Origin of the sequence: Rhodococcus sp. 15-725-2-2b, assembly GCF_002259075.1 — a bacterium.
Classification (GTDB): domain Bacteria; phylum Actinomycetota; class Actinomycetes; order Mycobacteriales; family Mycobacteriaceae; genus Rhodococcoides.
The window spans coordinates 305,527-327,105 of the sequence record NZ_NPFL01000004.1 but is presented as its reverse complement, the minus strand read 5'-3'; the positions used below and the strand labels follow the sequence as shown (position 1 = coordinate 327,105).

Genomic DNA, 21,579 nt, shown 5'->3' with positions numbered 1-21,579 from the left:
TATGACGCACCACTCGCAGTCGCGACGGGGGAATCCTGAACGCGCTCAGGAAGGTTGGGTAGGCTTTCCGTACTCGACCCAGCGGAATCGGGTGCCGTCGACCCGGCTGCTCTGCCAGTCGCCTGCCCTGGCGACCCAGCCGTCGGGAATCTCCGGAGCACTCGTATCGCCCACGACGTCGAGATCGACCTCGGTCACCTCCAGGTGGGTCGCGATATCCATTGCACTGCGATAGATTTCGCCGCCCCCGATGACCCACACCGGGTCGGAGTCGGCGAGCGCGATCGCGTCGGCGACGCTGTGTGCCACCTCCGCGCCCTCGGCCGACCACGATGCGTTGCGCGTGACGACGATGTTCCGACGCCCGGGCAGCGGCCGGAACTTCGCGGGAAGTGAATCCCAGGTCTTGCGGCCCATGACGACGGCATGACCGCCCGTCACGGCGCGAAAGTGTGCCAGGTCCTCGGGAATGTGCCAGGGGATACCGCCCCCGTCCCCGATGGTTCCCGTGGTGCTCTGCGCCCAGATCGAGCCGACGAACGGAGCACTCACACCGCTACCGGGGCCTTGATCGCCGGGTGGTGCCGGTAGCCCACGATCTCGATGTCCTCGTAGGTGTAGTCGAAGATCGAATCCCGTTGCGCCAGTTTCAGAGTGGGGTAGGGGTATGCCTCGCGCGAGAGCTGCTCGGTGACCTGATCGCGGTGGTTGTCGTAGATGTGGCAATCGCCTCCGGTCCAGACGAACGCGCCGACCTCGAGACCGGTCTGCGCCGCCACCATGTGCGTGAGCAGCGCATAGCTCGCGATGTTGAACGGCACTCCGAGGAACATGTCCGCACTGCGCTGATACAGCTGGCACGAGAGCTTGCCGTCGGCCACGTAGAACTGGAAGAACGCGTGGCACGGCGGCAGCGCCATTCGCGGGATCTCGCCGACGTTCCAGGCCGAGACGATCATCCGCCGCGAATCCGGGTCGGTCTTCAAGGTCTCGATGACCTGGCTGATCTGGTCGATGTGCTCGCCCGACGGGGTGGGCCACGATCGCCACTGCACTCCGTAGACGGGGCCGAGCTCGCCGTCGGGAGCAGCCCACTCGTCCCAGATGCTCACGCCGTGTTCCTGCAGCCACGTGGCGTTCGAGTCCCCACGCAGGAACCACAGCAATTCGTAGACGATGGATTTGAGATGGACCTTCTTGGTGGTGATCAGCGGGAAGCCCGCGGCCAGGTCGAAGCGCATCTGATGCCCGAACACGCTGGTGGTGCCGGTTCCGGTTCGGTCGGATTTCGCCGTTCCGGTATCGAGGATGTGGCGCAGCAGATCTTCGTACGGAGTCGGAACCATCACGACGGTCATCGTAGCTGCATACTGAGTACATGCCGGAATTACCCGAGGTGGAAGCCCTTGCCGGCTTTCTGCGCGAGCATGCCGTCGGTGCGGTGATCGGTCGCATCGACATCGCTGCACTGAGCGTTCTCAAGACGTTCGATCCGCCGATCACCGAGCTGCAGGGCAAGGACGTCACCGATGCCGCCCGTTTCGGGAAGCATTTGGCGCTCCGCGCCGGTGACCTCTGGCTGATCACCCATCTCTCTCGCGGGGGATGGTTGCGGTGGGTGGACAATCCCAGCGTCGCACCGCCGAAGCCGGGCAAAGGACCCTTGGCGCTGCGGATCCATTTCTTCACCCCCGAGGGAGCGACGCCCGCCATCGATCTCACCGAGGCGGGTACCAAGAAGCGGCTGGCGGTGTGGGTGGTGCGCGACCCGCAACAGGTTGCGAGCATTGCCCGGCTCGGTCCGGACGCGCTGACGGTCACCGAGCTCGAATTCGCCGAGATCCTCGCAGGCACCACCGCACGACTGAAGACCTCGTTGGTGGATCAGTCGCTGTTGGCAGGCATCGGCAATGCCTACTCGGACGAGATACTGCACGTGGCGAAGCTCTCGCCCTTCGCGTCGTCGAGCAAGCTCGATCCCGAATCCGTCGCGACGCTCTACGCGGCGATGCGATCGGTTCTGTCCGACGCGGTGACCCGCTCGGCCGGGCAGGATGCGGCGCGTTTGAAGGGGGAGAAGCGATCGGGGATGCGTGTACACGCCAGAACCGGACTTCCGTGCCCGGTGTGCGGCGACCCGGTACGTGAAGTCGCCTACGTCGATCGCTCTTTTCAGTACTGCGCGACGTGCCAGACGGCCGGCAAGATTCTCGCCGACCGTCGCATGTCGCGACTGCTCAAGTGACGGGTTCGAGCTTCTGGCTGTCGTAGCCCCGGTAGCCTTCCCATGCCTTGCGCCGGTCGCTCCGTGGGTCCTTCTGTACCCGGGTGCGGGTGTCGAAGATCAATGTCCGACGCGAGTCCTCGTCGTACGCCGGCCACGTGTCCAACGGTTTTCCGTTGGTGGCGAACGCAATCCAGTTCGACTGCACCTGCTCGGTGACCTCGGCGAAGGCCTTTCGTCCACCCGTGAGTGTGAGCGCCTTGCCGAAGAGGGTCTCGTTGATGCCGAACACGGCGAACAACTCGAATCCATGGGTGGCGTCGAGGCCGAGCACCTTCATCGATCGCGGAGCGAAATCGAAGCGGTAGAAGTACGTGGGTGCGTGACGCGAATGTCCCTCGGCCACTTCGAGAGACGGCTTCCAGAAGGTGAAGTCGCCGCCGAAGTCGATGGCCGACCGCTCACTGGGGTAGCCGCGATAGCCTGCGGTGACCACGGCCTCGGCGTCGGGATCGGTGAGCGAGAACAGCTTGCCGATGCGTTCGGGGTTGGTGGGCAGCGCGTCGAGGAACTTCGGAAACAGTGTTCCCTCACGGGCATTGGTGCCGATGATCAGCGGGACGCGGTGCGCGGTGCCCTTCGCGTAGGCCTCCACCGGGCTGACCGGCAGGAAGTCGCCGTCGATCACGGGTCCGAACGGAAGCAGTCCGGGAGTGCGGTGCAGGGTGGTCAGGCCAAGCTTGGTGCCGGCCCGCCCGAGCCGTAGTACCTCGGCGTTCTCCAGGGTCTCGGCCGCGTTCTCCGCGGTGCCGCCCAGGTAGCCCACGTACTCGCGTGCCCATTGATCGGCACGCTCCTTGGTGGCCGTCATGCCGGGAGCAGAGCTCTCGGAAATGGCCTGTGCGAAAAGGCCTTTCGCAGCGGGAACCGTCATGAGTGTGGTGACCGCATTGCCGCCCGCGGATTCGCCGAAGATGGTGACGTTGCTCGGATCGCCGCCGAAGTTCGCGATGTTGCGCTGCACCCATTCCAGCGCCGCGACCTGATCCCGCAGGCCCAGGTTGGAGTCGAACGGCCGCTCGGGAGTGGAGAACTGGGACATGTCCAGGTAGCCCAGTGCGCCGAGTCGGTAGTTGACCGAGACGTAGATGATGCCGTCGCCGTCCTTCAGTGAGCGGCGCACCAGCGAGCCGCCGCCGTACAGCGGGGTCGCCGAGGTGCCGAGCGTGTAGGCACCACCGTGGATGAACACCATGACCGGGCGCGGGTTCTTGCTCGGTGCGCTCGGGGCCAACACGTTGAGCGTCAGGCAGTCCTCGCTCGACGGCTGGTACTTGCCGACGGCGAGCATCGTGCCGCGCTTGTGCTGAATGGAGGCGTTGCCCCATTCGGTGGCGTCGCGCACGCCCGACCACGGTTGGGTCGGTTGCGGCGCTCGGAAACGAAGCGGTCCGACGGGCGGGGCGGCGTACGGGATGCCACGCCAGGTGGTCAGGTCGCCCACCGGCTTGCCCTCGATGATGCCGTCGGAGGTGGTCACGCGTGTCGTCACAGCCATGTCGCGAGTGTACTGATCAGTTCTTACCCGCGGGTAAGAACGGATGGAGATCGGTTCCGGGCAGACTCGAGGGCATGCTTTTCGAGTATCGCGCCGAGATCGTGCAGTTACTGCGCTCGCCCACGCACGCCTACTTCGGTAGATCCAAGGACGGCCCGGCCGAGTCGGCGACGGACCTGCCGACCAGCGTCGAGATCGTGGCGCACAAAGGCATTCGTGGAGATCGGTTCTTCGGCGTGAAGGCACACACCGAGGCGGCGGTGAGCTTTCTGGCCGTCGAGGCATGGGAGGCCGTCGGCGACGTACTCGGGGTCGATGTGCCCGATCCGTCCGTGGCCAGGCGAAACGTCGTCGTACGCGGGCTGGAGCTCGACCCGTTGCGAGGGCTGGAATTCGAGCTCGATTCCGGTGACGGCTGGATTCGGTTCCGTGGTGGCCGGCCGGCCCATCCGTGCGCGTGGATGGACCGGATGGTGGTGGACGGTGCACGTAAGGCGCTGATCGGTCGCGGCGGACTGCGGGTCGAGCCGCTGTCCGACGGCATCCTGCGGATCGGGGAACTACTGGTCCGCTCGCCCGTCGAACTCGATGCCTCTCGGGCCGCGCTCTCGATCAGGCGCGCTCAGCCGATCTGACCTGGCTCTCGGCGGACCCTCGTGGTTCCGTGCTGCCCACGCTCTTGCTCACGAAGTAAATCTGTGCCCATAATGTGGGTATCAGTGTGATGAATCACACCGAGCCGCATGCCATGGCAGCGGTCACTCTCATTCAGCGGGAAGAATTGCCGATGTCCGATATGTGGATCGTGATCAACACCGTCGTCGCCGTCCTGGCGGTGGTGGTCTTCATCGTTCGTTTTCACTTCAACCCGGTGATCTCGCTGGTGCTCGGGGCCGCGTACCTGGGACTGGCGACGAAGCTCGGAGTCGGCACCACCGTCGACACCATCACCGGCGGCTTCGGCGAGATCATGGCCGAGGTGGGCCTGCTCATCGCCTTCGGCGTTCTGATGGGTTCGGTACTGCAGGAGATGAACGCCATCCAGCGACTCGTCGGCACGTTGCTGCGAACCTTCGGACCCAAGCGGCTGCCGTACGCACTCTCGCTGACCATCGCGACCCTGCTGCAGTCCATCTTCCTCGACGTGCTGCTCGTGATCTCCGCTCCGCTCGCCCGCAACCTCGCCCCGAAGATCGGCAAGTACGGCACAGCGCGAATGGCCACGGCGCTGGCGATCGCGCTCGAATGCGGCATCGTGTTCATGGTCCCCGGTGTCGCGACGCTCGCACTGGCCGGACTGCTCGGCGTGCCGCTGGGCAAGATGATGATCTACGGACTGATCCTGATCGTTCCGGTCGTCGTGCTGTCGGTGGCCGTCATGTCGTTCGTCTTTCGGCACGGCTGGTGGAACGAGGAGAAGGACGAGCAGCAGATCGTCGTGGTTCCAGAGCCTGTGGTCCCGGAGCCTGCCGATTCCGACGACGAGCCTCTCGAAACCGGAGGTGGCGTAGCCCAGAAGGTGCGCACCGAGAAGCAGACGTCACTGCTGGTGTTGCTCTCGCCGCTGCTGCTCGCGCTCGTCCTCATTGCCATCGGAGCCGTACTCGAAGTCGCCGAGATCTCGATTCCCGTCGTCGAGTTCATTGCCAGCCCGGTCATCGCGCTGCTCATCGGCTTGGTGGGAACGTGCCTCATCGGTCGCTACCACGTCGGACAGGCTCGGGTGGAGAAGGCTCTCGCCCGTGGCTTCGCCGAGAGCGGCCAGATACTGATCCTCACCGGCGTCGGCGGATCGCTCGCGGCCGTCATCAACGAGGCGGGTCTCGGCGACATCCTCGGCCAATACTTCACGGCGAGCACCGCAGCGCCGCTCCTGATGGTGTGGGTCATCGCGGCCGCATTGCACATCGCCGTGGGATCGGTGACGATCTCCGCCATCACCTCGGCCGGCATTCTCGCCCCGGTCGCTCCGCTGATCGGTCTCGACCCGGTGTTCATCGCACTCGCCGCCGGTGCCGGATCGTTGTTCGCCGTCCACGTCACCAGCAACACCTTCTGGCTCCTGCAGTCCTTGATGGGCCAGTCGACCCGAGGCACACTCAAGACGTGCTCGGTGGGCGTCTCGGTGGCATCGGTCATCGCCATCGCGTTGATCGTGCCGATGAGCTGGATCCTGTGAGCCCAGATTCCATGAACCCTGATTCCGGGAGTATCGAAAGGAACACGATGGCACTGCCGCTCAGCGGAGTTCGAGTTCTCGAACTCGGCAACTACATAGCCGCCCCTACTGCGGCGCGCATGCTCGCCGATTTCGGTGCCGAGGTCATCAAGGTCGAACGGCCGGGAACCGGCGACGAACTACGCAACTGGCGGCTCTACTCCGGCACAACGTCGATGCTCTATCGCACGATCAACCGCAACAAGAAATCGATCGTGCTGGACCTGCGTACCGAACAGGGCCGCAAGGACGTCGTCGACCTCGCAGCAAAATGCGACATCGTGCTCGAGAACTTCCGGCCCGGCACGCTGGAGAAATGGGGTATCTCGCCGGAAGTGCTCAGCGCAGCCAACCCCGAATTGATCATCACGCGCATCTCGGCCTTCGGCCAGACGGGCCCCATGTCGCAGCGACCCGGATTCGCCGCTGTCGCAGAGGCGTACGGCGGCTTTCGCAATCTCGTGGGTGACCCGGATCGGCCACCCGTCCGGGTCGGGGTCTCGATCGGGGACTCCATCGCCGGGCTGTACGCGGCGTTCGGATGCGTCATGGCCCTGTTCCAACGGCAGACCCAGCGCGCGGCGCAGGCCTCGGACGGGCAGTCTCCGCTGTCGCTGGCACAGCGTTCCATCGATGTGGCGCTGAACGAATCGATTCTGTCGATGATGGAATCGCTGATTCCGGACTACCTCGCCTACGGTGTCGAACGCGAGCGCACGGGCGGCCGAATGGAAGGCATCGCACCCTCGAACGCGTACCCGTGCAACGACGGTCACTCGATCATCATCGCCGGCAACGGCGATGCGATCTTCCAGCGCTACATGGAGACCATCGATCGTCCCGATCTGGGAGCCGACCCGGACCTGGCGTCCAACGCCGGTCGGTGGCGTCGACGCGACGAGTTGGACGCCGCGATCTCGGCGTGGACCGGGTTGCACTCGCGCGAGCAGGCGTTGAAGATTCTCGACGCCGCCGGGGTGCCGTCGGGTCCGATCTACACCGCGGCGGACATCGTCGCCGACGAACAGTACGCCGCCCGCAACATGATTCAGCACTTCTCGGTCGACACCGGAGGTGACGAGCCCACCGACGTCGGATTTGTCGGCGTCGTCCCGGTGATCGGTGACGCGTCCCTGCCGATTCGTTCGGTCGGACCGGATCTGGGCGAACACACCAGGGAAGTACTGTCGACTCTGCTCGGCCGCACCGACGAAGAGATGAGCCTCTAGATGTACCGATTCGCTCCCGCCGCACAGCTTCGCGACGTCACGATGCGCGACGGTCTGCAGCTCACCGGCAAGATGCTCGCCACCGAACGAAAGCTCGAGATCATCAGAGCGCTCATCGAACTCGGCGTGCCCTCGCTCGAGATCGGCTCGATGGCTCGGGGTGACAAGGTGCCGCCGATGGCCAACACGCTCGAGGTGATCGGTGAGCTCACCGCCGCCGAACTCGCTCGATGCTGGGTGTGGGTCGCCACTCCACGTCACATCGAGAAGGCCGCTGCCGCCGGAGCCCGCAACTTCCAGTACTGCTTCTCCGCCTCGGACTCGCACAATCAGGCCAACATCGGCCGTACCGCCGAGGTGTCCCTGGCTGCGATGCCCGACGCCGTCGACATCACTCGATCGGTCGGCGGTGAGATAGAGCTCTGCATCGCGACCTCCTTCACCTGCCCCTTCGAGGGGCAGGTGCCGGCGGACCGGGTCATCGAGATCGCCAACGACGAACGAGCAACCGGTGCAACGGATATCGTCATCTGTGACACCCTCGGGCAGGCGGTACCGGTACAGGTGCAGTCGCTGATCTCGCGGGTCCGCGAGGAAACCCCCGACCGCAGAGTGGTGTTCCACGGACACGACACCTGGGGCCTGGGCGTCGCGAACACCCTCGCGGCGATCTCGGCCGGTGCCACGATGGTCGACGGTTCACTGGGCGGACTGGGCGGATGCCCCTTCGCTCCTGGGGCCAGCGGCAACACCTCGTCGGAGGACATTCTCTTCGCGACACGGCCGGACTGGTTCGAGCCGGCGACGCTGGCGTCCATGGCGTCCCTCTCGGAGGGGCTGCTGGCCGAGCTGGACGAGCCCATGCGATCGAAGGCCGTTCAGGGTGTCCGGTCCGAGGCGCGCGCCTTCGAGTGGGTCGCATGAGCCGCATCCTCGTCACCACCGAGATCCCGGCACCGGGGATGGACATTCTGCGGGCGGCGGGGGACGTGGACCTGAGGGCGGTCGATCACGAGCAGCTCGTCGCCGCCTGCTCCTCCGGTGAGTACTCGGTCGTCGTGTCCCAGTTACGTGACCGGTTCGATGCGGAGTTGCTGGAGACGGCGTCGATCGTCGGGATCTCCAACTACGCCGTCGGATTCGACAACATCGACATCGCCGCCGCGACGCAGCGCGGGATCACCGTCGCCAACACTCCAGGGGTTCTGACGAACTCGACCGCCGACATCGCGATGCTGTTGATACTGTCCACTGCTCGCCGCGCCGTGGAGGCCGATGCATTCGTCCGTTCCGGCTCGTTCACCGGGTGGGAGCCGGAACTGCTTCTCGGCAGCGATGTCTCGGATCGAGTACTGGGACTGGCCGGCTTCGGCCGCATTGCCCGCGCCACCGCTCGCCGGGCATTGGGGTTCGGCATGACGGTGAAGTTCTGTCCGCGTCCCCCCGGTGATCGAGAGGTCTCCGACGACGAGCTCGGTGAGTTCGCGGGTCGCGTCGAGCATGCGTCGTGGGACGAGATCGTCACGACCAGCGATTTTCTGTCCCTGCACGTTCCGCTGTCGGACTCCACCCACCATCTGGTGGACGCCGCAGTACTCGGGGCGATGAAGCCGTCGGCGATCGTGATCAACACCGCGCGAGGACCGGTGATCGACGAGGCCGCTCTGGTGACCGCGCTCCGCGAGGGGACCGTTGCCGCAGCAGGATTGGACGTCTACGAGCGCGAGCCGGCCCTCGAACCCGGCCTGGACGATCTGCCCAACACGGTATTGCTCCCACATGTGGGGAGCGCGACGGTGTCGGTGCGTTCGGAGATGGCCCGGCTGTGCGCCACCAACGCAGCTGCGATGGTCGGCGGTTCGATGCCTGCGCATCCGGTGAATCCCGACGCCTGGTCTCACGCAGGGTAGCGGCCGCCGAGGGTCCTCGTGATCTGCTCGGCGTGGGAGATCAGCAGATCCACCCAGTCCTCGCACTGCGACTGCGGCATGCGCAGTGTCGGTCCGCTGATGGTGACGGCACCGACGATGTCCGCGGCCGAATCGAACACCGGTGCGGACAGTCCCGACGCTCCGGTCTCGCGCTCGCCGGTGGTGATCGCATAACCGTCGGCTCTGGTCTGCGCCAACAGGGTTCGCATCGTCTCGGCTTCGGTCACCGTCTGCTCGGTCATCGATTCGAGTTCACGGGACAGGACACGCTCTGCCAGGTCGTCGTCCCAGGCCAGCAGGACGCGGCTGGCCGATCCTGCGCTGAGCGGGATCACCTTGCCGACGTACATGTCCCGGCGCAAGGCGTGGCGGGTCTCGGCGATGGCGACGCACACGCGGTAGTTCTGTTCCGGCCGAAAGAAACACGCGGTCTCGGTCGTCAGATCGCGCATGTTCTTGAGCACGGGGTTGACGACCGACAGCACGTCGAGGTCCTTGGTCGCCGTCGCTGCCCAGTAGGCCATCCGCACTCCGATACGGATCCGATCGCCGCCCCGGTCCAGAAATCCTTGCTGCACAAGGTTGGTGACGAGACGCTGCACCGTCGAGGTGGGCAGGCCGGTGGTCTGTTGGATCTCACCGAGCGTCATCGAAGGGCGGTCGAACGAGAAGGCGTCGAGAATCTCGGTGATCTTGCCCAGCACGAGAAGCGGTTGCTGCTTCGACGCGCTCTCGGTACTCACCCGACCAATCTACTCGTCAGACACGGCCGAGGAGGCGGTTGATCGGCGCTGTCAGGAACAGGAGGAGCAGCGACCACAGGCCCAGCGGTGTGAACGCCAGTCCCAGAGCGGCCAGGATGAGAACCGAGGTGATCGCGCCGTTGCGCACGCCGCCGTGACGCGGTGCGTCGTCGGCGACGATGTTCGGATGCCGGGAGACGATCACGTCGGCCGCGAACATCGAGACGACCGACACCGCGATGGTCGCGACGTACAACGGCACCGCACTGGCGTCGTACCCGCTCTTCTCGGCGATCAACTTGGTGGGGAACGGCAGGAACACGATCGAGAGCAACCAGACGAAGTTCACCCACATCAAACCCTTGGTGTAGCCGACCAGGGCACGGAACACGCGATGATGGCTCAGCCACTGCGAGAAGATGACCAGAAAGCTGAGTACGAATGCGAACAGCTCGACACCGTGGTCACGTAGAATATCGACGAATTGTGCGCTTTCGTCCGGTTCGGCCAGTTCCACCAACGGCAGAATGAGCAGTGTCGCGGCAATCGCGACCACGGCGTCGCTGAAGTTGACGAGTCTGTCGAATCCACGTTCGTATTCCATGTCAGCATTGTGCACTTCGGACGAGTAGCGTCCGAACGATGTCCGATCGACGTACTCTCACCACCGGCCGAGTGGTATTTCTCGTGGTTGCTGCGGCGGCCCCGATGGCGGCCATGATCGGCAACGTGCCGCTGGCCCTGATACGCGGCAACGGTGCCGGTCTGCCTGCGGCCTACGCGATCAGTGCCGTTGTGCTGCTGTGCTTCTCGGTGGGTTTCGCGGCGATCAGTCAGCAGGTGTACAGCACCGGAGCCTTCTATACCTACATTGGTCTCGCACTGGGGAAGCCGCCGGGAGTTGCTGCCGCGTATGTCGCAGTTGTCGCGTATACCTCGCTCGCATGTGGACTTTCGGGTGCGTTCGGCTATTTCACTCACCTGGTGTTCGCCGATTCCGGTATCGACATTCCGTGGTACGTCTTCACGGCTGTCGCTGTCGTGATTGTCGCTTTCCTGGGTTTCAGGAATGCCGATCTTTCCGCGAAGGTGTTGGGAACGCTGATGGTTCTCGAATTCGCTTTTCTGACGGTGTTCAACGTCCTGGTGGTGGGTGAGAAGGGAACCGCGGCGATACCACTGGAATCGTTCACTCCCACGCAGGTGTTCTCCGGATCGCTGGGGATAGCGATGATGTTCGCCTTCTCGAGTTTCATCGGTTTCGAGTCGGCCGCCCTCTACGGAGAGGAAACCAAGGACCCCAGACGCAGCATCCCACGCGCGACGTTCATCGCGGTGTCGCTCATCGCGGTCTTCTACGTACTGACGAGTTGGATCATCGTCGGGGCCGCGGGCGGGGTCGATGCGCCGGTGCTGGCGCAGAGCGAACTGGGCAATCTTCTGTTCACGCTGGCGCAGCAGTACGGAGGAACGGTGCTGTACGACGGTACGGCAGTATTGTTGTGCACCAGCGTGCTCGCGTCGTATCTCGCCGTACACAACGCAGCGAGCCGATATCTGTTCGCCCTCGGGCGTGAGCACGTACTTCCGGCGCGGTTGGGCCGAATTCACCCGCATCACTCGAGCCCGCACATCGGCAGCATCACCGCCTCACTGGTGGCTGCCGTGGCGCTGGCGGTGTTCGCGGTGACCGGTGCCGACCCGTACCTGATCTACGCCGCCGGGGCCATCGGACTCGGAACTCTGGGGGTGATCGCCCTGCAGGCCGCCGCAGCGCTGTCGGTGGTGGTGTTCTTCATCGGCCACCCCGACCGTTCCGTGTGGCGCACCGCTGTCGCCCCCGGCATCGGCTTCGTCGGTTTCATGACCGGATTGATCCTCGCCGGAACGCATTACAGCGTTCTCACCGGTTCCGATTCTGCGGTCGTCAACGCGATACCCGTGGTGTTGATTTTCGCCGCGATCCTCGGTGTCCTGGTGGCTCTGGGCATCAGGAAAGCGGACCCGAAGACCTACGAGGGAATCGCCGCGGCCTACATGCGTCAGTGATCGGCTGTTCTGCGAGCCTCGAGCAGTCTGAGCCAGATTTCGCTGACCGTCGGATACGACGGCACCGCATGCCACAGGTCGTCGATCGAAACCTTGCCGACCACAGCCACAGTGGCTGCGTGGACCAGCTCGGCGACTCCCGGACCGACGAAGGTCGCGCCCACTATCGTGTCGGCGGCGCGGTCGATCACCAGCTGCGCCCGTCCCGAGTAATCGTCCTGCTGCAGAGACGAACCCGCGACGGCGATGTCCTGCGCGACGATCTCGACGTCGATGCCCGCCTCCCTGGCCTTGGCCTCGGTCAGCCCGACGGAGGCCACCTCGAGTGGAGTGAACACCACCTGGGGAATTCGACCGTGATCTGCGGTCGCACGGAATCTCTTGCTGTCCAGGGGCTTTCCCTCGGCCCTGGCGGCGATGACGTCGCCGGCCACCCGGCCCTGGTACTTCCCCATGTGCGTCAGCGGGGCTCGTCCGTTGACGTCGCCCACCGCGTAGAGCCACTCGTGGCCGGGAACGTTCAGGTGATCGTCGACATCGATGTAGCGCCCCTCCTCGAGTCCGAGGCTCGACAACCCGAGGTCCGCACTCGCCGGGTTACGTCCCGCGGCGACGAGAATCTCGTCGACCGTGATCTCGCTGCCGTCGACGACGAGACCGACCGGGCCACCGTGAATTCGACCGATGCCGGTGTCGGCGGGGTTCTCTCGTGACACGGACTCGAGGGTGGCGTCGAGCATGATGGTGGCACCTCGCGCCGTCAGCGCGTTCGCGACGAGTTCGCCTGCGAACGGTTCGGAAGCGGCGAGCAGCGACGAGCCGCGCACGATCATCGTGACCTTCGCTCCGAGCGAGAGCAACCAGGTGGCCGCTTCCGTCGCGACGACGCCACCGCCGATGACGGCGACGTGGCCGGGGGTCTCGTGAATGTTGGTGGCATCGCGGGAGATCCACGGCCGGGCGTCGCGCAGCCCCGCTGTGTTCGGTACCGAGGCAGTGGTTCCGGTGGCGAGGACGACGGCATGCCGGGCGGTGAGCGTGCGCCCGTCGACCTCGACCGTTCTGTCCCCGGTCAGGCGTCCGTGACCGCGCACGACGGAGATCCCTGCTTTCTCCGCCCACGTCATCTGCGACGAATCGTCGAGGCCGTGGGTGAAGGATTCGCGTCGGGCCAGGACGGCGTCGGCATCGAGGGGCTGATCGCCGACCAGTTCCTTGACCCCCGGCATGTTTCGTGCGGTGTCGAGAACCTCGCTGGGGCGCAGCAGCGCCTTGCTCGGCATGCACGCCCAGTACGAGCATTCGCCGCCGAGCAGTTCGTGCTCGACGATCACGACCGTGCGGTCGCTGCCCTGTGTCGCATACTGAGCGGCGTTCTCGCCGACCGGGCCACCGCCGATGACGATGACATCGAATTCCGAGCTTTCTGAGGCCATTGCTCCACAGTGACATAGGCTCGCCGCTTATGGCGACCACTCGGAACAAGATTCTGATCACCGGAGCGAGCTCGGGGCTCGGCGAGGAAATGGCGCGACGGTTCGCAGGCATGGGCCGGGATCTGGCGCTCTGCGCCCGGCGGGTCGAGCGGCTGGACGACCTTCGTGCGGAGCTGATGCACCACAACCCGAACATCACCGTGGTGGTCCGAGCACTCGACGTCACCGATCACGACGCGGTGGGTGAGGTGTTCGGAAAACTGCGAGACGAATTGGGCGGCCTCGATCGAGTGATCGTCAACGCAGGTCTCGGCAAGGGCGCGAAGATCGGAACCGGCCGCGCCGACGCCAACCTGCAGACCGCGCACACGAACTTCATCGGAGCGCTCTCGCAGGCCGAGGCCGCACTGTCGATCTTCCGTGAGCAGAAACGCGGGCACCTGGTGTTCGTCTCGTCCATCAGCGCCGACCGGGGACTACCGGGGGCCAAGGCGACCTACTCGGCCAGCAAAGCGGCAGTGGCGTCGTTGGGTGAATCGTTGGCCACGGAACTGTCGCGAACCGACATCACCGTCACCACGCTGCTACCCGGGTTCATCGCCACCGACATGTCCGCCAATGCGGGCGACAGTGCCGCTCTCACAGCCACTCTGGACGAGGGGGTGTCGGCGATGGTCGACGCCATCGAGAGCGAGACCCGCCGCGCCGCGCTACCCGGACTCAAGTGGCGGGGCATCGACGCGGCGCTGAGGTTCCTGCCGAATGTGCTGACGGATCGATTGGTGTAGCTCCAGGGCCGGGGGTTACTGCAGGTACCCCTCGACCTGGTCGATGCTGTTGGCGGTTGCGGTGTCGGGGTTCTGGCCTGCGTCGATTCGCGCCCGGCGCTGGCGGAGCAGGTCCCAGCACTGGTCGAGGGCGTGCTCGAGGGATGCCAGTTGAGCCTTCTCGGTGTCCGGGTCGATATCGCCCGACTGGGTCTCGGTGCGAAGTTTGTGCTCGGTGGCGATGAGCTGCTGGATCTTGGTGTGGATATCGTGCTCGTTCATGGCGACAACGCTAGACCTACCAGAGTTCGGCGGCCAGGTTCCGTGTCGCCAGGGCTCGATGTACGGCCGCGGTGAGCTCGGCGGTCGATCCCGCCAGGGCGTTGTCGGTGCACACGAGCGAGAGTGTGTAGTTGTCGTCCAGTCGGGAGAGGTAGGTCGACATCCTGATCGTCGACAGCGCGCCCGACGGGTTCGGATGGATCGCGCGGGTCGCGAGTCCGCACGATCGGTGCGAGCCGAGTGCGTTGATGCCGTCGGGAATGTCGCCGATGTTGGAGCACAACACTTCTCCGCGGCCCGGGGTCGACGTCAGCTTCGCGGCGAGACGGTGGGGGAGCAGCTGGACGATCTCGGGTGGATAGCCTGCCGGGGCCCCGACAGGTTTGCCGAACGCCGCCTTGCACGCTGCTCGGATGGCCGCGGGCGAGTCGTCTCCACGGACGGCGACGGTGGCCATGCCGATGGCGTTGGCATCACCGGACCCGGTACGAAAAGGAATGTCGACGGTCACCGCGGGTGACCCGAGTTCGCTCATCGTGGCGGCGACGATGGAGACGAACAGCGAATTGGCCGATCCACCGACGCGTCGCGCAGTCGAATCCCATTCCGCAGCATCGATATCCACGATCACCGACTGCATCCCGTGCGCGTGGTGTGGCGCGATACCGCCGGGGTCGCCGGTGGTGAACGCCCGCAGTTCGGCTCGGGCCTTCCTGCTGACCCACAATCTGGCCGTCGCCGCGATGGATCGCAGGGCAACGGTGAGGATCATCGAGATCGCGTCCTTCACATCCGAGCCCGGATGCAGCGCAGGCGCGGGTGCCGATCCGGAGAAGGCGCGAGCGGCAGAGTCGATCAGTTCCCTGGCATCGGCCAGCGCGTGCGAACACACCAGGGACAGCACGGTGCCGCCGTGTGCAACGGGCGCGGCCGTCAACCGCCAGCCGGGCCCGTACTGCGGGTCGAGTCGAACGTCTGCCTGCGTATCGGCCCATCCGATGATGTCGTCGACCGGGTCGGTGGCGTAGACGAGCGGAAGCGTCGCGGACGAGATGTCCCATCGAAGCCGTGCTCCGGGTATGCGGGGCTTGCCGACTCGACGGCCGAGCTGCCCGACGGCCAGCTCGTCGTGGATCCTGTCGAGTTCTGCTCGGCTCACCGTCTCGGTGGTGCGCCAGATGCCTTGGAGTGCAATGGGAATTCCGTAGCCGCGGTGGGTCCGGAGAAAGATCTCGTCGATCACCGACAGGCGGGTCGATTTCACGGGCTCGCGGTGCCGTGTCGTCCCGCCCCCGAAGCGAACCTGCTCGCGCCGCTGAGCGCGTCGGCGTTGATCGAGATGGCACCGTGTCGGAATTCGTTCCTCAAGGCGGTCTCCTCGTCGAGACCGTCCTGTTCGAGCAGGGACAGTCGATCCTCTCGCATGCACGTCTGCGGCAGCAGGGCGAGTTGAGCAGCCAACGCCTCCGCTTCCGACCGGGCTCGACCCACCGGAACCCTTCTGGTGATCAGACCGATGTTCAACGCTTCCTCGGAGTCGACAGCGCGACCGGTGAGGATCATGTCCATCGCTCGGCCCGTGCCCACGATGCGCGGCAATCGCACTGTGCCGCCGTCGATCAACGGAACTCCCCAGCGTCGGCAGAAGACGCCGAACGTGGCGTCGTCCTCGGCGATGCGGAGGTCGCACCACAGCGCGAGTTCCAGTCCGCCCGCGACGGCGTATCCCGACACGGCGGCGATGACGGGCTTGGACAACCGCATTCGCGTCGGGCCCATCGGGCCGTCCCCGTGTTCGGTCGCGTGATTCGAGCGTGGAGTGCCCAGTGCTTTCAGGTCGGCTCCCGAGCAGAACGTGCCGCCCTCGCCCCACAGCACTGCCACCGAGGCTGATTCGTCGGCGTCGAACTCCTCGAACGCCTGGATCAACTCCTGGGCGGTGGGGCCGTCGACGGCATTGCGCGCCTCGGGGCGCGACAGGACGATGGTGGTGACGGGGCCTGAGCGCTCGATCCGTACCGACATGTCAGTGAACGTTACTCGAGTTCTCTTGCGTGAAGCAATGAATCAATGCTTCAATCCTTGCGTGCCGTATCGACGAACCCCAGCAGTGCAGGCCAGGCTCGACGCCGGTCGCGACAAGCTGTTCGCCGCCGCCATCGAGATCCTCTCGACGCAGGGATATGCAGGCCTGTCGGTGGCCTCGGTCGCCGCGGCAGCAGGAGTGTCCTCGGGCAGCGTCTACACCCATTTCGAGGGAAAAGCAGATCTGGTGGTCGCGATCTTTCGCGAGGTCTGCAGTCGGGAGGTCGCCGCGGTGGTCACCGCGTGCGAGCACGGCAGCGCCGTCGAGCGAGTGACCGCAGTGGTGGAGACCTTCGCCGGACGCGCCCTGAAGAACCGGACGATGGCGTACGCCCTGCTGGCCGAACCGGTCGACCCGGCCGTGGACGCCGAGCGTCTGGTGTTCCGGCAGAAGTTCACCGACGCCTTCGCCGACGCGATCGTGTCGGGCATCGACGCCGGAGAGATCCCCGAGCAGGACGCGGCCATCTCGGCAGCAGCGCTGGTCGGTGCCGTCGGCGAAGTGATGGTCGGCCCGTTGTCCTCGCACGAATCGGTGGATCCAGTACCCAGTCTCGTCGCATTGTCGTTGCGCGCGTTAGGAGTTCGAGATGGACACGCATGAGGTATTCAACCAGGCCACCGACCTGACGCCCTACGACACCTCCGCGGACCCGTCGTTGCTCGACGGCGTGACGAGGGCAGGCGCAGGCTGGGCACTCGACGAGGTCGGCCGGCTCGGGGCGCTCGCCGGTGGCGTGCAAGCCCAGGAGTGGGGCAGGCTCGCCAACGAGAACCCGCCGGTGCTGAGAACCCACGATCGCTACGGGCACCGAATCGACGAGGTCGAATTCCACCCGCACTGGCACGATCTGATGACCGTTGCCGTCGAGCACGGACTGCACGCCACCCCATGGACCGACGACCGCGTCGGTGCACACGTCGCCCGCGCCGCCAAGTTCTACGTCTGGGGCCAGGCCGAGGCCGGGCACATGTGCCCCATTTCGATGACCTACGCCGTCGTTCCGGCGTTGCGGCACAACCCCTCTCTGGCTGCACAGTACGAGCCGCTGCTGGCGTCGCGGGAATACGACTTCGGCCTGCGGACCCCGTCGAGCAAGCGCGGACTGATCGCGGGCATGTCCATGACGGAGAAGCAGGGCGGCTCCGACGTCCGCGCGAACACCACCACGGCCACACCGTCGTCGGACGGCACCTATTCGATCGTCGGTCACAAGTGGTTCACCTCCGCGCCGATGTCGGACATGTTCCTCACCCTCGCTCAGGCACCCGGCGGACTCTCGTGCTTCATGCTGCCGCGCGTGCTGCCCGACGGCACCCGCAACCGAGTGATGTTGCAGCGCTTGAAGGACAAGCTGGGCAACAAGTCGAATGCATCCGGGGAGCTCGAATACCACGGGGCCACCGGCTGGCTCGTCGGCGAAGAGGGGCGCGGCGTCCGCACCATCATCGAGATGGTCAACATGACCCGGTTGGACTGCGTCATCGGGTCGGCGGCCGGAATCCGCAACGCCACCGTGCGCGCAGTTCATCACGCGCGTCATCGGTCTGCGTTCGGGGCTGCACTCGTCGATCAGCCGCTGATGCGAAACGTGCTGGCGGACTTGACCATCGAATCCGAGGCCGCCACCGCCGCCATGATCCGCCTGGCTCAGGCCACCGACGGCTCGGCCCGCGGCGACGAGCAGGAAAGCGCACTGCGCCGAATCGCGTTGGCCGTCACCAAGTACTGGGTGTGCAAACGAGCTCCCGCCCACGCCGCCGAGGCCCTCGAATGTCTCGGTGGCAACGGCTACGTCGAGGAATCGGGAATGCCTCGGCTGTTCCGCGAATCGCCGCTGATGTCGATCTGGGAAGGATCGGGCAACGTCGCCGCACTCGATTCCCTGCGGGCACTGGCCCGTCAACCCGACAGTGTCGAGGCGTTCTTCGGTGAGATCGGCCAGGCGGCGGGCGCGGATTCTCGCCTGGACGACGCCATCGCGCGGGTCGGCAAGGAACTCTCCGACACCTCCGACATGGAATACCGGGCCCGCCGAGTCGTCGAACTGATGGCACTGACCTTTCAGGGGGCGCAACTGGTGATGCACGGGGATTCCGCTGTCGCCGATGCCTTCTGCGCCAGTCGCCTCGACCGAGACTGGGGCATCGCCTTCGGCACCCTCCCGACGGGAGTCGATACGACGGCGGTGTTGGCGCGAGTGTGATGCTGGGGATTCACGCCCCTCGTGGGAATTCGCACCGCCTGTAGGGTGCGCATATTCCTACGAGCGCCGTAGCCGCGGGAAGGGGGAGTTCGGCGTACCGTCCACTCGGCGGGCCGAGGAGCAACGCACGCCGATAGGCAGCATGGAGCCTGTCGATGATGACATGCGGAGTCGACAAGTCCCGCCAGTCGAATCTGAAGACGGTCCTGCCTTGCTCGGCGAGCCGGTTGTGGCGATTCTTCTCTGCGATGATTGCTTGCCGTGGCTGCGGACCGTACTTGTTTTCCCCGTCGAACTCGGCGATCACCTCGGCCAGGTCGGGAAACAGGAAGTCGGTACGGGCGATGCGTCGACCGCCGTCGTCGAAGATCGTCTGATTGGACAGCGGAGTCGACACTGTCTGCAGGATCAGTCGCGATCTACTCTCGCCGACACTGTCGCTGCGTGCACTCATCGCGCCGATAGCTCGTCGAGCGCGTCCAGCACCGCTTCGGTGTTGCGCCGCATCGCACGATTTCTCGAGTTCGTCGATCGTGGTGAGGCCGTGCCGCAATGCCCGATCACCGAGACACACCGCAACGTCGAGTGGATGAGTCCTGGCGACGTCGACGACTGTGCGCGCTGGGCGGGTGACCCGCATACCGTCGAGATGAAGCCACTCGTCGTCGAGTAGATCGGTGCCGTGAAGGAACCGGCGTCGACTTCGCTTGCCCGAGTGGCCGCGACGCGTGGTCATCGTCACCGTGTCCAGCGGTAAGTTCCACACGTCGAGTCCGAGAACCACCGCCGCGGATGCATGACTGAGTACGACGTCGTCGCCGCAATCGACATAGGTCGCCTGAGCCAGGAGCGCATGCTGCTGCGCAGAGTCCAGTGTCGCGAGAACATCCTCTCGAACGAACCAGCCTCTGCGGATTGCAACGATGGACTTGTGTGCGCGTGCCCGTCGAAGGTCGTCATCGGTGAAGCCCGACGCGAGTGCATCGGCACGGGTGAAGAGCCCACGTTGGTCGAAGTCCATGCTCGATTGGACGCACGGCTGACCTGTTTGGATCCGCTGAGCGCAATCTACGGCCCGTCCAGGAATCCGCACCGCCTGCAGGGTGCGTAGCTTCCTACTGGGGCCGTAGATCCACCTACCGACCTCAGGCCGAACGACCCCGTTGTGATCGGTACCAGCGCACCAGTGCATCGGTGGATGAATCCGATTGTGCGGCAGGGGCTTCGGCGTCGGTGAGGACCGGCGTCAGTTCGAGGGCCTGGGTCTTGCCCAGTTCGACGCCCCACTGGTCGTAGGCGTCGACTCCCCAGATGACGCCTTCGACGAAGACCTGGTGTTCGTACAGGGCGATCAACTGACCGACCACCGACGGCGTGAGCTTGGGGGCGAGGATCGAGGTGGACGGGCGGTTGCCGGGCATCACCTTGTGCGGGACCACATCTGCCGGGGTGTCCTCGGCGGCGATCTCCTCGGCGGTCTTGCCGAAGGCGAGCACCTTGGTCTGGGCGAAGAAGTTGCTCATCAGCAGATCGTGCATCGATCCGGTGCCGTCGCGGGTGGGCAGATCGTCGGTGGGTTCGGCGAATCCGATGAAGTCCGCGGGCACCAAACGTGTTCCCTGATGCAGCAATTGGTAGAAGGCATGCTGGCCGTTGGTACCGGGCTCGCCCCAGAAGATCTCGCCGGTCGGCGTGGTGACGGGGGAGCCGTCGGCCTTGACGGACTTGCCGTTGGACTCCATGGTCAGCTGCTGCAGGTATGCCGCGAAACGGGAGAGATCATTCGAATACGGCAGCACCGCACGGGTTTCCGCGCCGAAGAAGGAGCTGTACCACAGGCCGACGAGGCCGAGCAGAACCGGCGCGTTCTCGGCCAGCGGCGTCGACCGGAAGTGCTCGTCGATGCGGTGGAAGCCGTCGAGGAACTCGCCGAACGCCTCCTTGCCCACAACGGCCATGACCGACAACCCGATTGCCGAATCGACGGAGTAGCGTCCGCCGACCCAATCCCAGAAACCGAACATGTTGGCGGTGTCGATACCGAAGTCCGCAACCCGCTCGGCGTTGGTGGACACGGCGACGAAATGCTTGGCGACGGCATCTTCACCGAGAGCGTCGACGAGCCAGCGCCGGGCCGCGGTGGCGTTGGTCAGCGTTTCGAGGGTGGAGAACGTCTTGGACGCGATGATGAACAGCGTCGACGCGGGGTCGAGTCCGTCGAGCGCACCGACGAGATCCGCTGGGTCGACGTTCGAGACGAACTTCGCGGAGATCCCGGCGTCGGCGTAGTGGCGGAGCGCGTTGTAGACCATGACCGGTCCGAGGTCGGATCCGCCGATGCCGATGTTGACGACGGTGGAGATCTTCTCGCCGGTGGCACCGACCCATTCGCCCGAACGTACTCGATCGGTGAATTCGCCCATGGCCGTGAGGACTTCGTGTACATCGGCGACGACATCCTGACCGTCGACGGTCAACGACGCGTCGGCCGGCAGACGCAGCGCAGTGTGCAGCACGGCGCGGTCCTCGGAAGTATTGATGTGCTCGCCCGCGAACATGGCGTCGCGTTTGCCTTCGACATCGGCGGTGCGGGCCAGTTCGACGAGCAACTCGACGGTCTCGCGAGTGATGCGGTGCTTGCTGTAGTCGATGTGCAGATCCGCGGCCTCGAGGATGAACGTACGGCCTCGGTCGGCGTCATCGGCGAACAGTTGCCGAAGATGAGTTTCGGCGATCGCGGAATGGTGATCGGTCAGCTTCTGCCAGGCATCCGTGCCGGTGATATCGACGCTCATACGAACCAACAGTAATCCCGTGCCCAGTCGCGCGCGCGTCGTTCTCGTTTGCGTC

The 21,579-nt window shown here is 65.3% G+C and carries 21 protein-coding genes; 10 read left to right on the top strand and 11 right to left on the bottom strand.

What is annotated here, in order from left to right; all coding sequences use genetic code 11:
* Window positions 1-45 precede the first annotated feature (45 nt).
* A complete protein-coding gene (locus tag CH306_RS03315; RefSeq protein WP_094645663.1) occupies window positions 46-552 on the bottom strand; it encodes a dihydrofolate reductase in 507 nt (168 codons plus the stop codon).
* Complete coding sequence (locus tag CH306_RS03310; RefSeq protein ID WP_094645822.1) at window positions 549-1,349, bottom strand: thymidylate synthase; 801 nt, start codon at window positions 1,347-1,349, stop codon at window positions 549-551. Before CH306_RS03310 ends, CH306_RS03315 begins: the two co-directional genes overlap by 4 nt.
* 29 nt (window positions 1,350-1,378) lie before the next feature.
* Here CH306_RS03310 and CH306_RS03305 point away from each other — a divergent pair, with 29 nt between their 5' ends.
* Window positions 1,379-2,245, top strand: a complete 867-nt coding sequence (locus CH306_RS03305) for a DNA-formamidopyrimidine glycosylase family protein (protein ID WP_094631198.1) — start codon at window positions 1,379-1,381, stop codon at window positions 2,243-2,245.
* On the opposite strand, the gene CH306_RS03300 is transcribed toward CH306_RS03305, so the two are convergent.
* Window positions 2,238-3,782, bottom strand: coding sequence for a carboxylesterase/lipase family protein (locus tag CH306_RS03300; protein WP_094645662.1), 1,545 nt, complete (start codon window positions 3,780-3,782; stop codon window positions 2,238-2,240). The two genes, CH306_RS03305 and CH306_RS03300, sit on opposite strands and share 8 nt — an antisense overlap.
* A 74-nt stretch (window positions 3,783-3,856) precedes the next feature.
* Here CH306_RS03300 and CH306_RS03295 point away from each other — a divergent pair, with 74 nt between their 5' ends.
* From CH306_RS03295 to CH306_RS03275, 5 genes are all read left to right on the top strand, one after another.
* Window positions 3,857-4,417: a molybdenum cofactor biosysynthesis protein gene (locus CH306_RS03295; RefSeq protein ID WP_094645661.1), complete on the top strand. Its 561-nt coding sequence runs from the start codon at window positions 3,857-3,859 to the stop codon at window positions 4,415-4,417.
* Window positions 4,418-4,569: 152 nt separating this feature from the next.
* Entirely contained in the window at window positions 4,570-5,961 is a 1,392-nt protein-coding gene (locus CH306_RS03290) for a GntP family permease (RefSeq protein ID WP_094645821.1), read from the top strand.
* A gap of 47 nt (window positions 5,962-6,008) precedes the next feature.
* Complete coding sequence (locus CH306_RS03285; RefSeq protein WP_032395785.1) at window positions 6,009-7,229, top strand: CaiB/BaiF CoA transferase family protein; 1,221 nt, start codon at window positions 6,009-6,011, stop codon at window positions 7,227-7,229.
* Window positions 7,230-8,153 carry a hydroxymethylglutaryl-CoA lyase gene (locus tag CH306_RS03280; protein WP_094645660.1) on the top strand — a complete coding sequence of 308 codons (924 nt, stop codon included), beginning with the start codon at window positions 7,230-7,232 and terminating at the stop codon, window positions 8,151-8,153.
* Window positions 8,150-9,139 (top strand): 2-hydroxyacid dehydrogenase, encoded by a 990-nt coding sequence (locus CH306_RS03275; protein ID WP_094645659.1) that lies wholly within the window; start codon window positions 8,150-8,152, stop codon window positions 9,137-9,139. Before CH306_RS03280 ends, CH306_RS03275 begins: the two co-directional genes overlap by 4 nt.
* Here CH306_RS03275 and CH306_RS03270 read toward each other — a convergent pair.
* Window positions 9,127-9,903 (bottom strand): IclR family transcriptional regulator, encoded by a 777-nt coding sequence (locus CH306_RS03270; protein WP_094631204.1) that lies wholly within the window; start codon window positions 9,901-9,903, stop codon window positions 9,127-9,129. The genes CH306_RS03275 and CH306_RS03270 overlap by 13 nt on opposite strands.
* A 16-nt stretch (window positions 9,904-9,919) precedes the next feature.
* Window positions 9,920-10,507 carry a TMEM175 family protein gene (locus CH306_RS03265; RefSeq protein WP_094645658.1) on the bottom strand — a complete coding sequence of 196 codons (588 nt, stop codon included), beginning with the start codon at window positions 10,505-10,507 and terminating at the stop codon, window positions 9,920-9,922.
* Between the two features lie 38 nt (window positions 10,508-10,545).
* Between CH306_RS03265 and CH306_RS03260 the strand changes: the two genes are divergently transcribed.
* The gene (locus CH306_RS03260; RefSeq protein ID WP_094645657.1) at window positions 10,546-11,952 is read left to right on the top strand and encodes an APC family permease; all 1,407 of its coding nucleotides are present in this window, start codon (window positions 10,546-10,548) and stop codon (window positions 11,950-11,952) included.
* On the opposite strand, the gene CH306_RS03255 is transcribed toward CH306_RS03260, so the two are convergent.
* A complete protein-coding gene (locus CH306_RS03255) occupies window positions 11,946-13,388 on the bottom strand; it encodes a dihydrolipoyl dehydrogenase family protein (protein WP_094645656.1) in 1,443 nt (480 codons plus the stop codon). The two genes, CH306_RS03260 and CH306_RS03255, sit on opposite strands and share 7 nt — an antisense overlap.
* Window positions 13,389-13,417: 29 nt before the next feature.
* On the opposite strand from CH306_RS03255, the gene CH306_RS03250 reads away from it, so the two are divergent.
* Window positions 13,418-14,176, top strand: coding sequence for an SDR family oxidoreductase (locus CH306_RS03250; protein WP_032395778.1), 759 nt, complete (start codon window positions 13,418-13,420; stop codon window positions 14,174-14,176).
* A gap of 15 nt (window positions 14,177-14,191) precedes the next feature.
* Here the strand turns inward: CH306_RS03250 and CH306_RS03245 are convergent, their stop codons facing one another.
* The 3 genes from CH306_RS03245 to CH306_RS03235 are packed head-to-tail and all read right to left on the bottom strand — an operon-like array spanning window position 14,192 to window position 16,462.
* Complete coding sequence (locus tag CH306_RS03245; RefSeq protein WP_032395777.1) at window positions 14,192-14,437, bottom strand: DUF2630 family protein; 246 nt, start codon at window positions 14,435-14,437, stop codon at window positions 14,192-14,194.
* 16 nt (window positions 14,438-14,453) lie between these two features.
* Window positions 14,454-15,701 (bottom strand): hypothetical protein, encoded by a 1,248-nt coding sequence (locus tag CH306_RS03240; RefSeq protein ID WP_094645655.1) that lies wholly within the window; start codon window positions 15,699-15,701, stop codon window positions 14,454-14,456.
* Window positions 15,698-16,462, bottom strand: coding sequence for a crotonase/enoyl-CoA hydratase family protein (locus CH306_RS03235; RefSeq protein WP_032395775.1), 765 nt, complete (start codon window positions 16,460-16,462; stop codon window positions 15,698-15,700). The genes CH306_RS03240 and CH306_RS03235 overlap by 4 nt, the downstream gene beginning before the upstream one ends.
* 61 nt (window positions 16,463-16,523) lie before the next feature.
* Here CH306_RS03235 and CH306_RS03230 point away from each other — a divergent pair, with 61 nt between their 5' ends.
* Window positions 16,524-17,126, top strand: coding sequence for a TetR/AcrR family transcriptional regulator (locus CH306_RS03230; protein WP_094645654.1), 603 nt, complete (start codon window positions 16,524-16,526; stop codon window positions 17,124-17,126).
* Window positions 17,113-18,729 carry an acyl-CoA dehydrogenase family protein gene (locus tag CH306_RS03225; RefSeq protein ID WP_094645653.1) on the top strand — a complete coding sequence of 539 codons (1,617 nt, stop codon included), beginning with the start codon at window positions 17,113-17,115 and terminating at the stop codon, window positions 18,727-18,729. The genes CH306_RS03230 and CH306_RS03225 overlap by 14 nt, the downstream gene beginning before the upstream one ends.
* 10 nt (window positions 18,730-18,739) lie before the next feature.
* On the opposite strand, the gene CH306_RS03220 is transcribed toward CH306_RS03225, so the two are convergent.
* Window positions 18,740-19,750, bottom strand: coding sequence for a type IV toxin-antitoxin system AbiEi family antitoxin domain-containing protein (locus CH306_RS03220; protein ID WP_094645652.1), 1,011 nt, complete (start codon window positions 19,748-19,750; stop codon window positions 18,740-18,742).
* 124 nt (window positions 19,751-19,874) lie between these two features.
* Window positions 19,875-21,524: a glucose-6-phosphate isomerase gene (pgi, locus tag CH306_RS03215; protein ID WP_094645820.1), complete on the bottom strand. Its 1,650-nt coding sequence runs from the start codon at window positions 21,522-21,524 to the stop codon at window positions 19,875-19,877.
* Window positions 21,525-21,579: the final 55 nt, after the last annotated feature.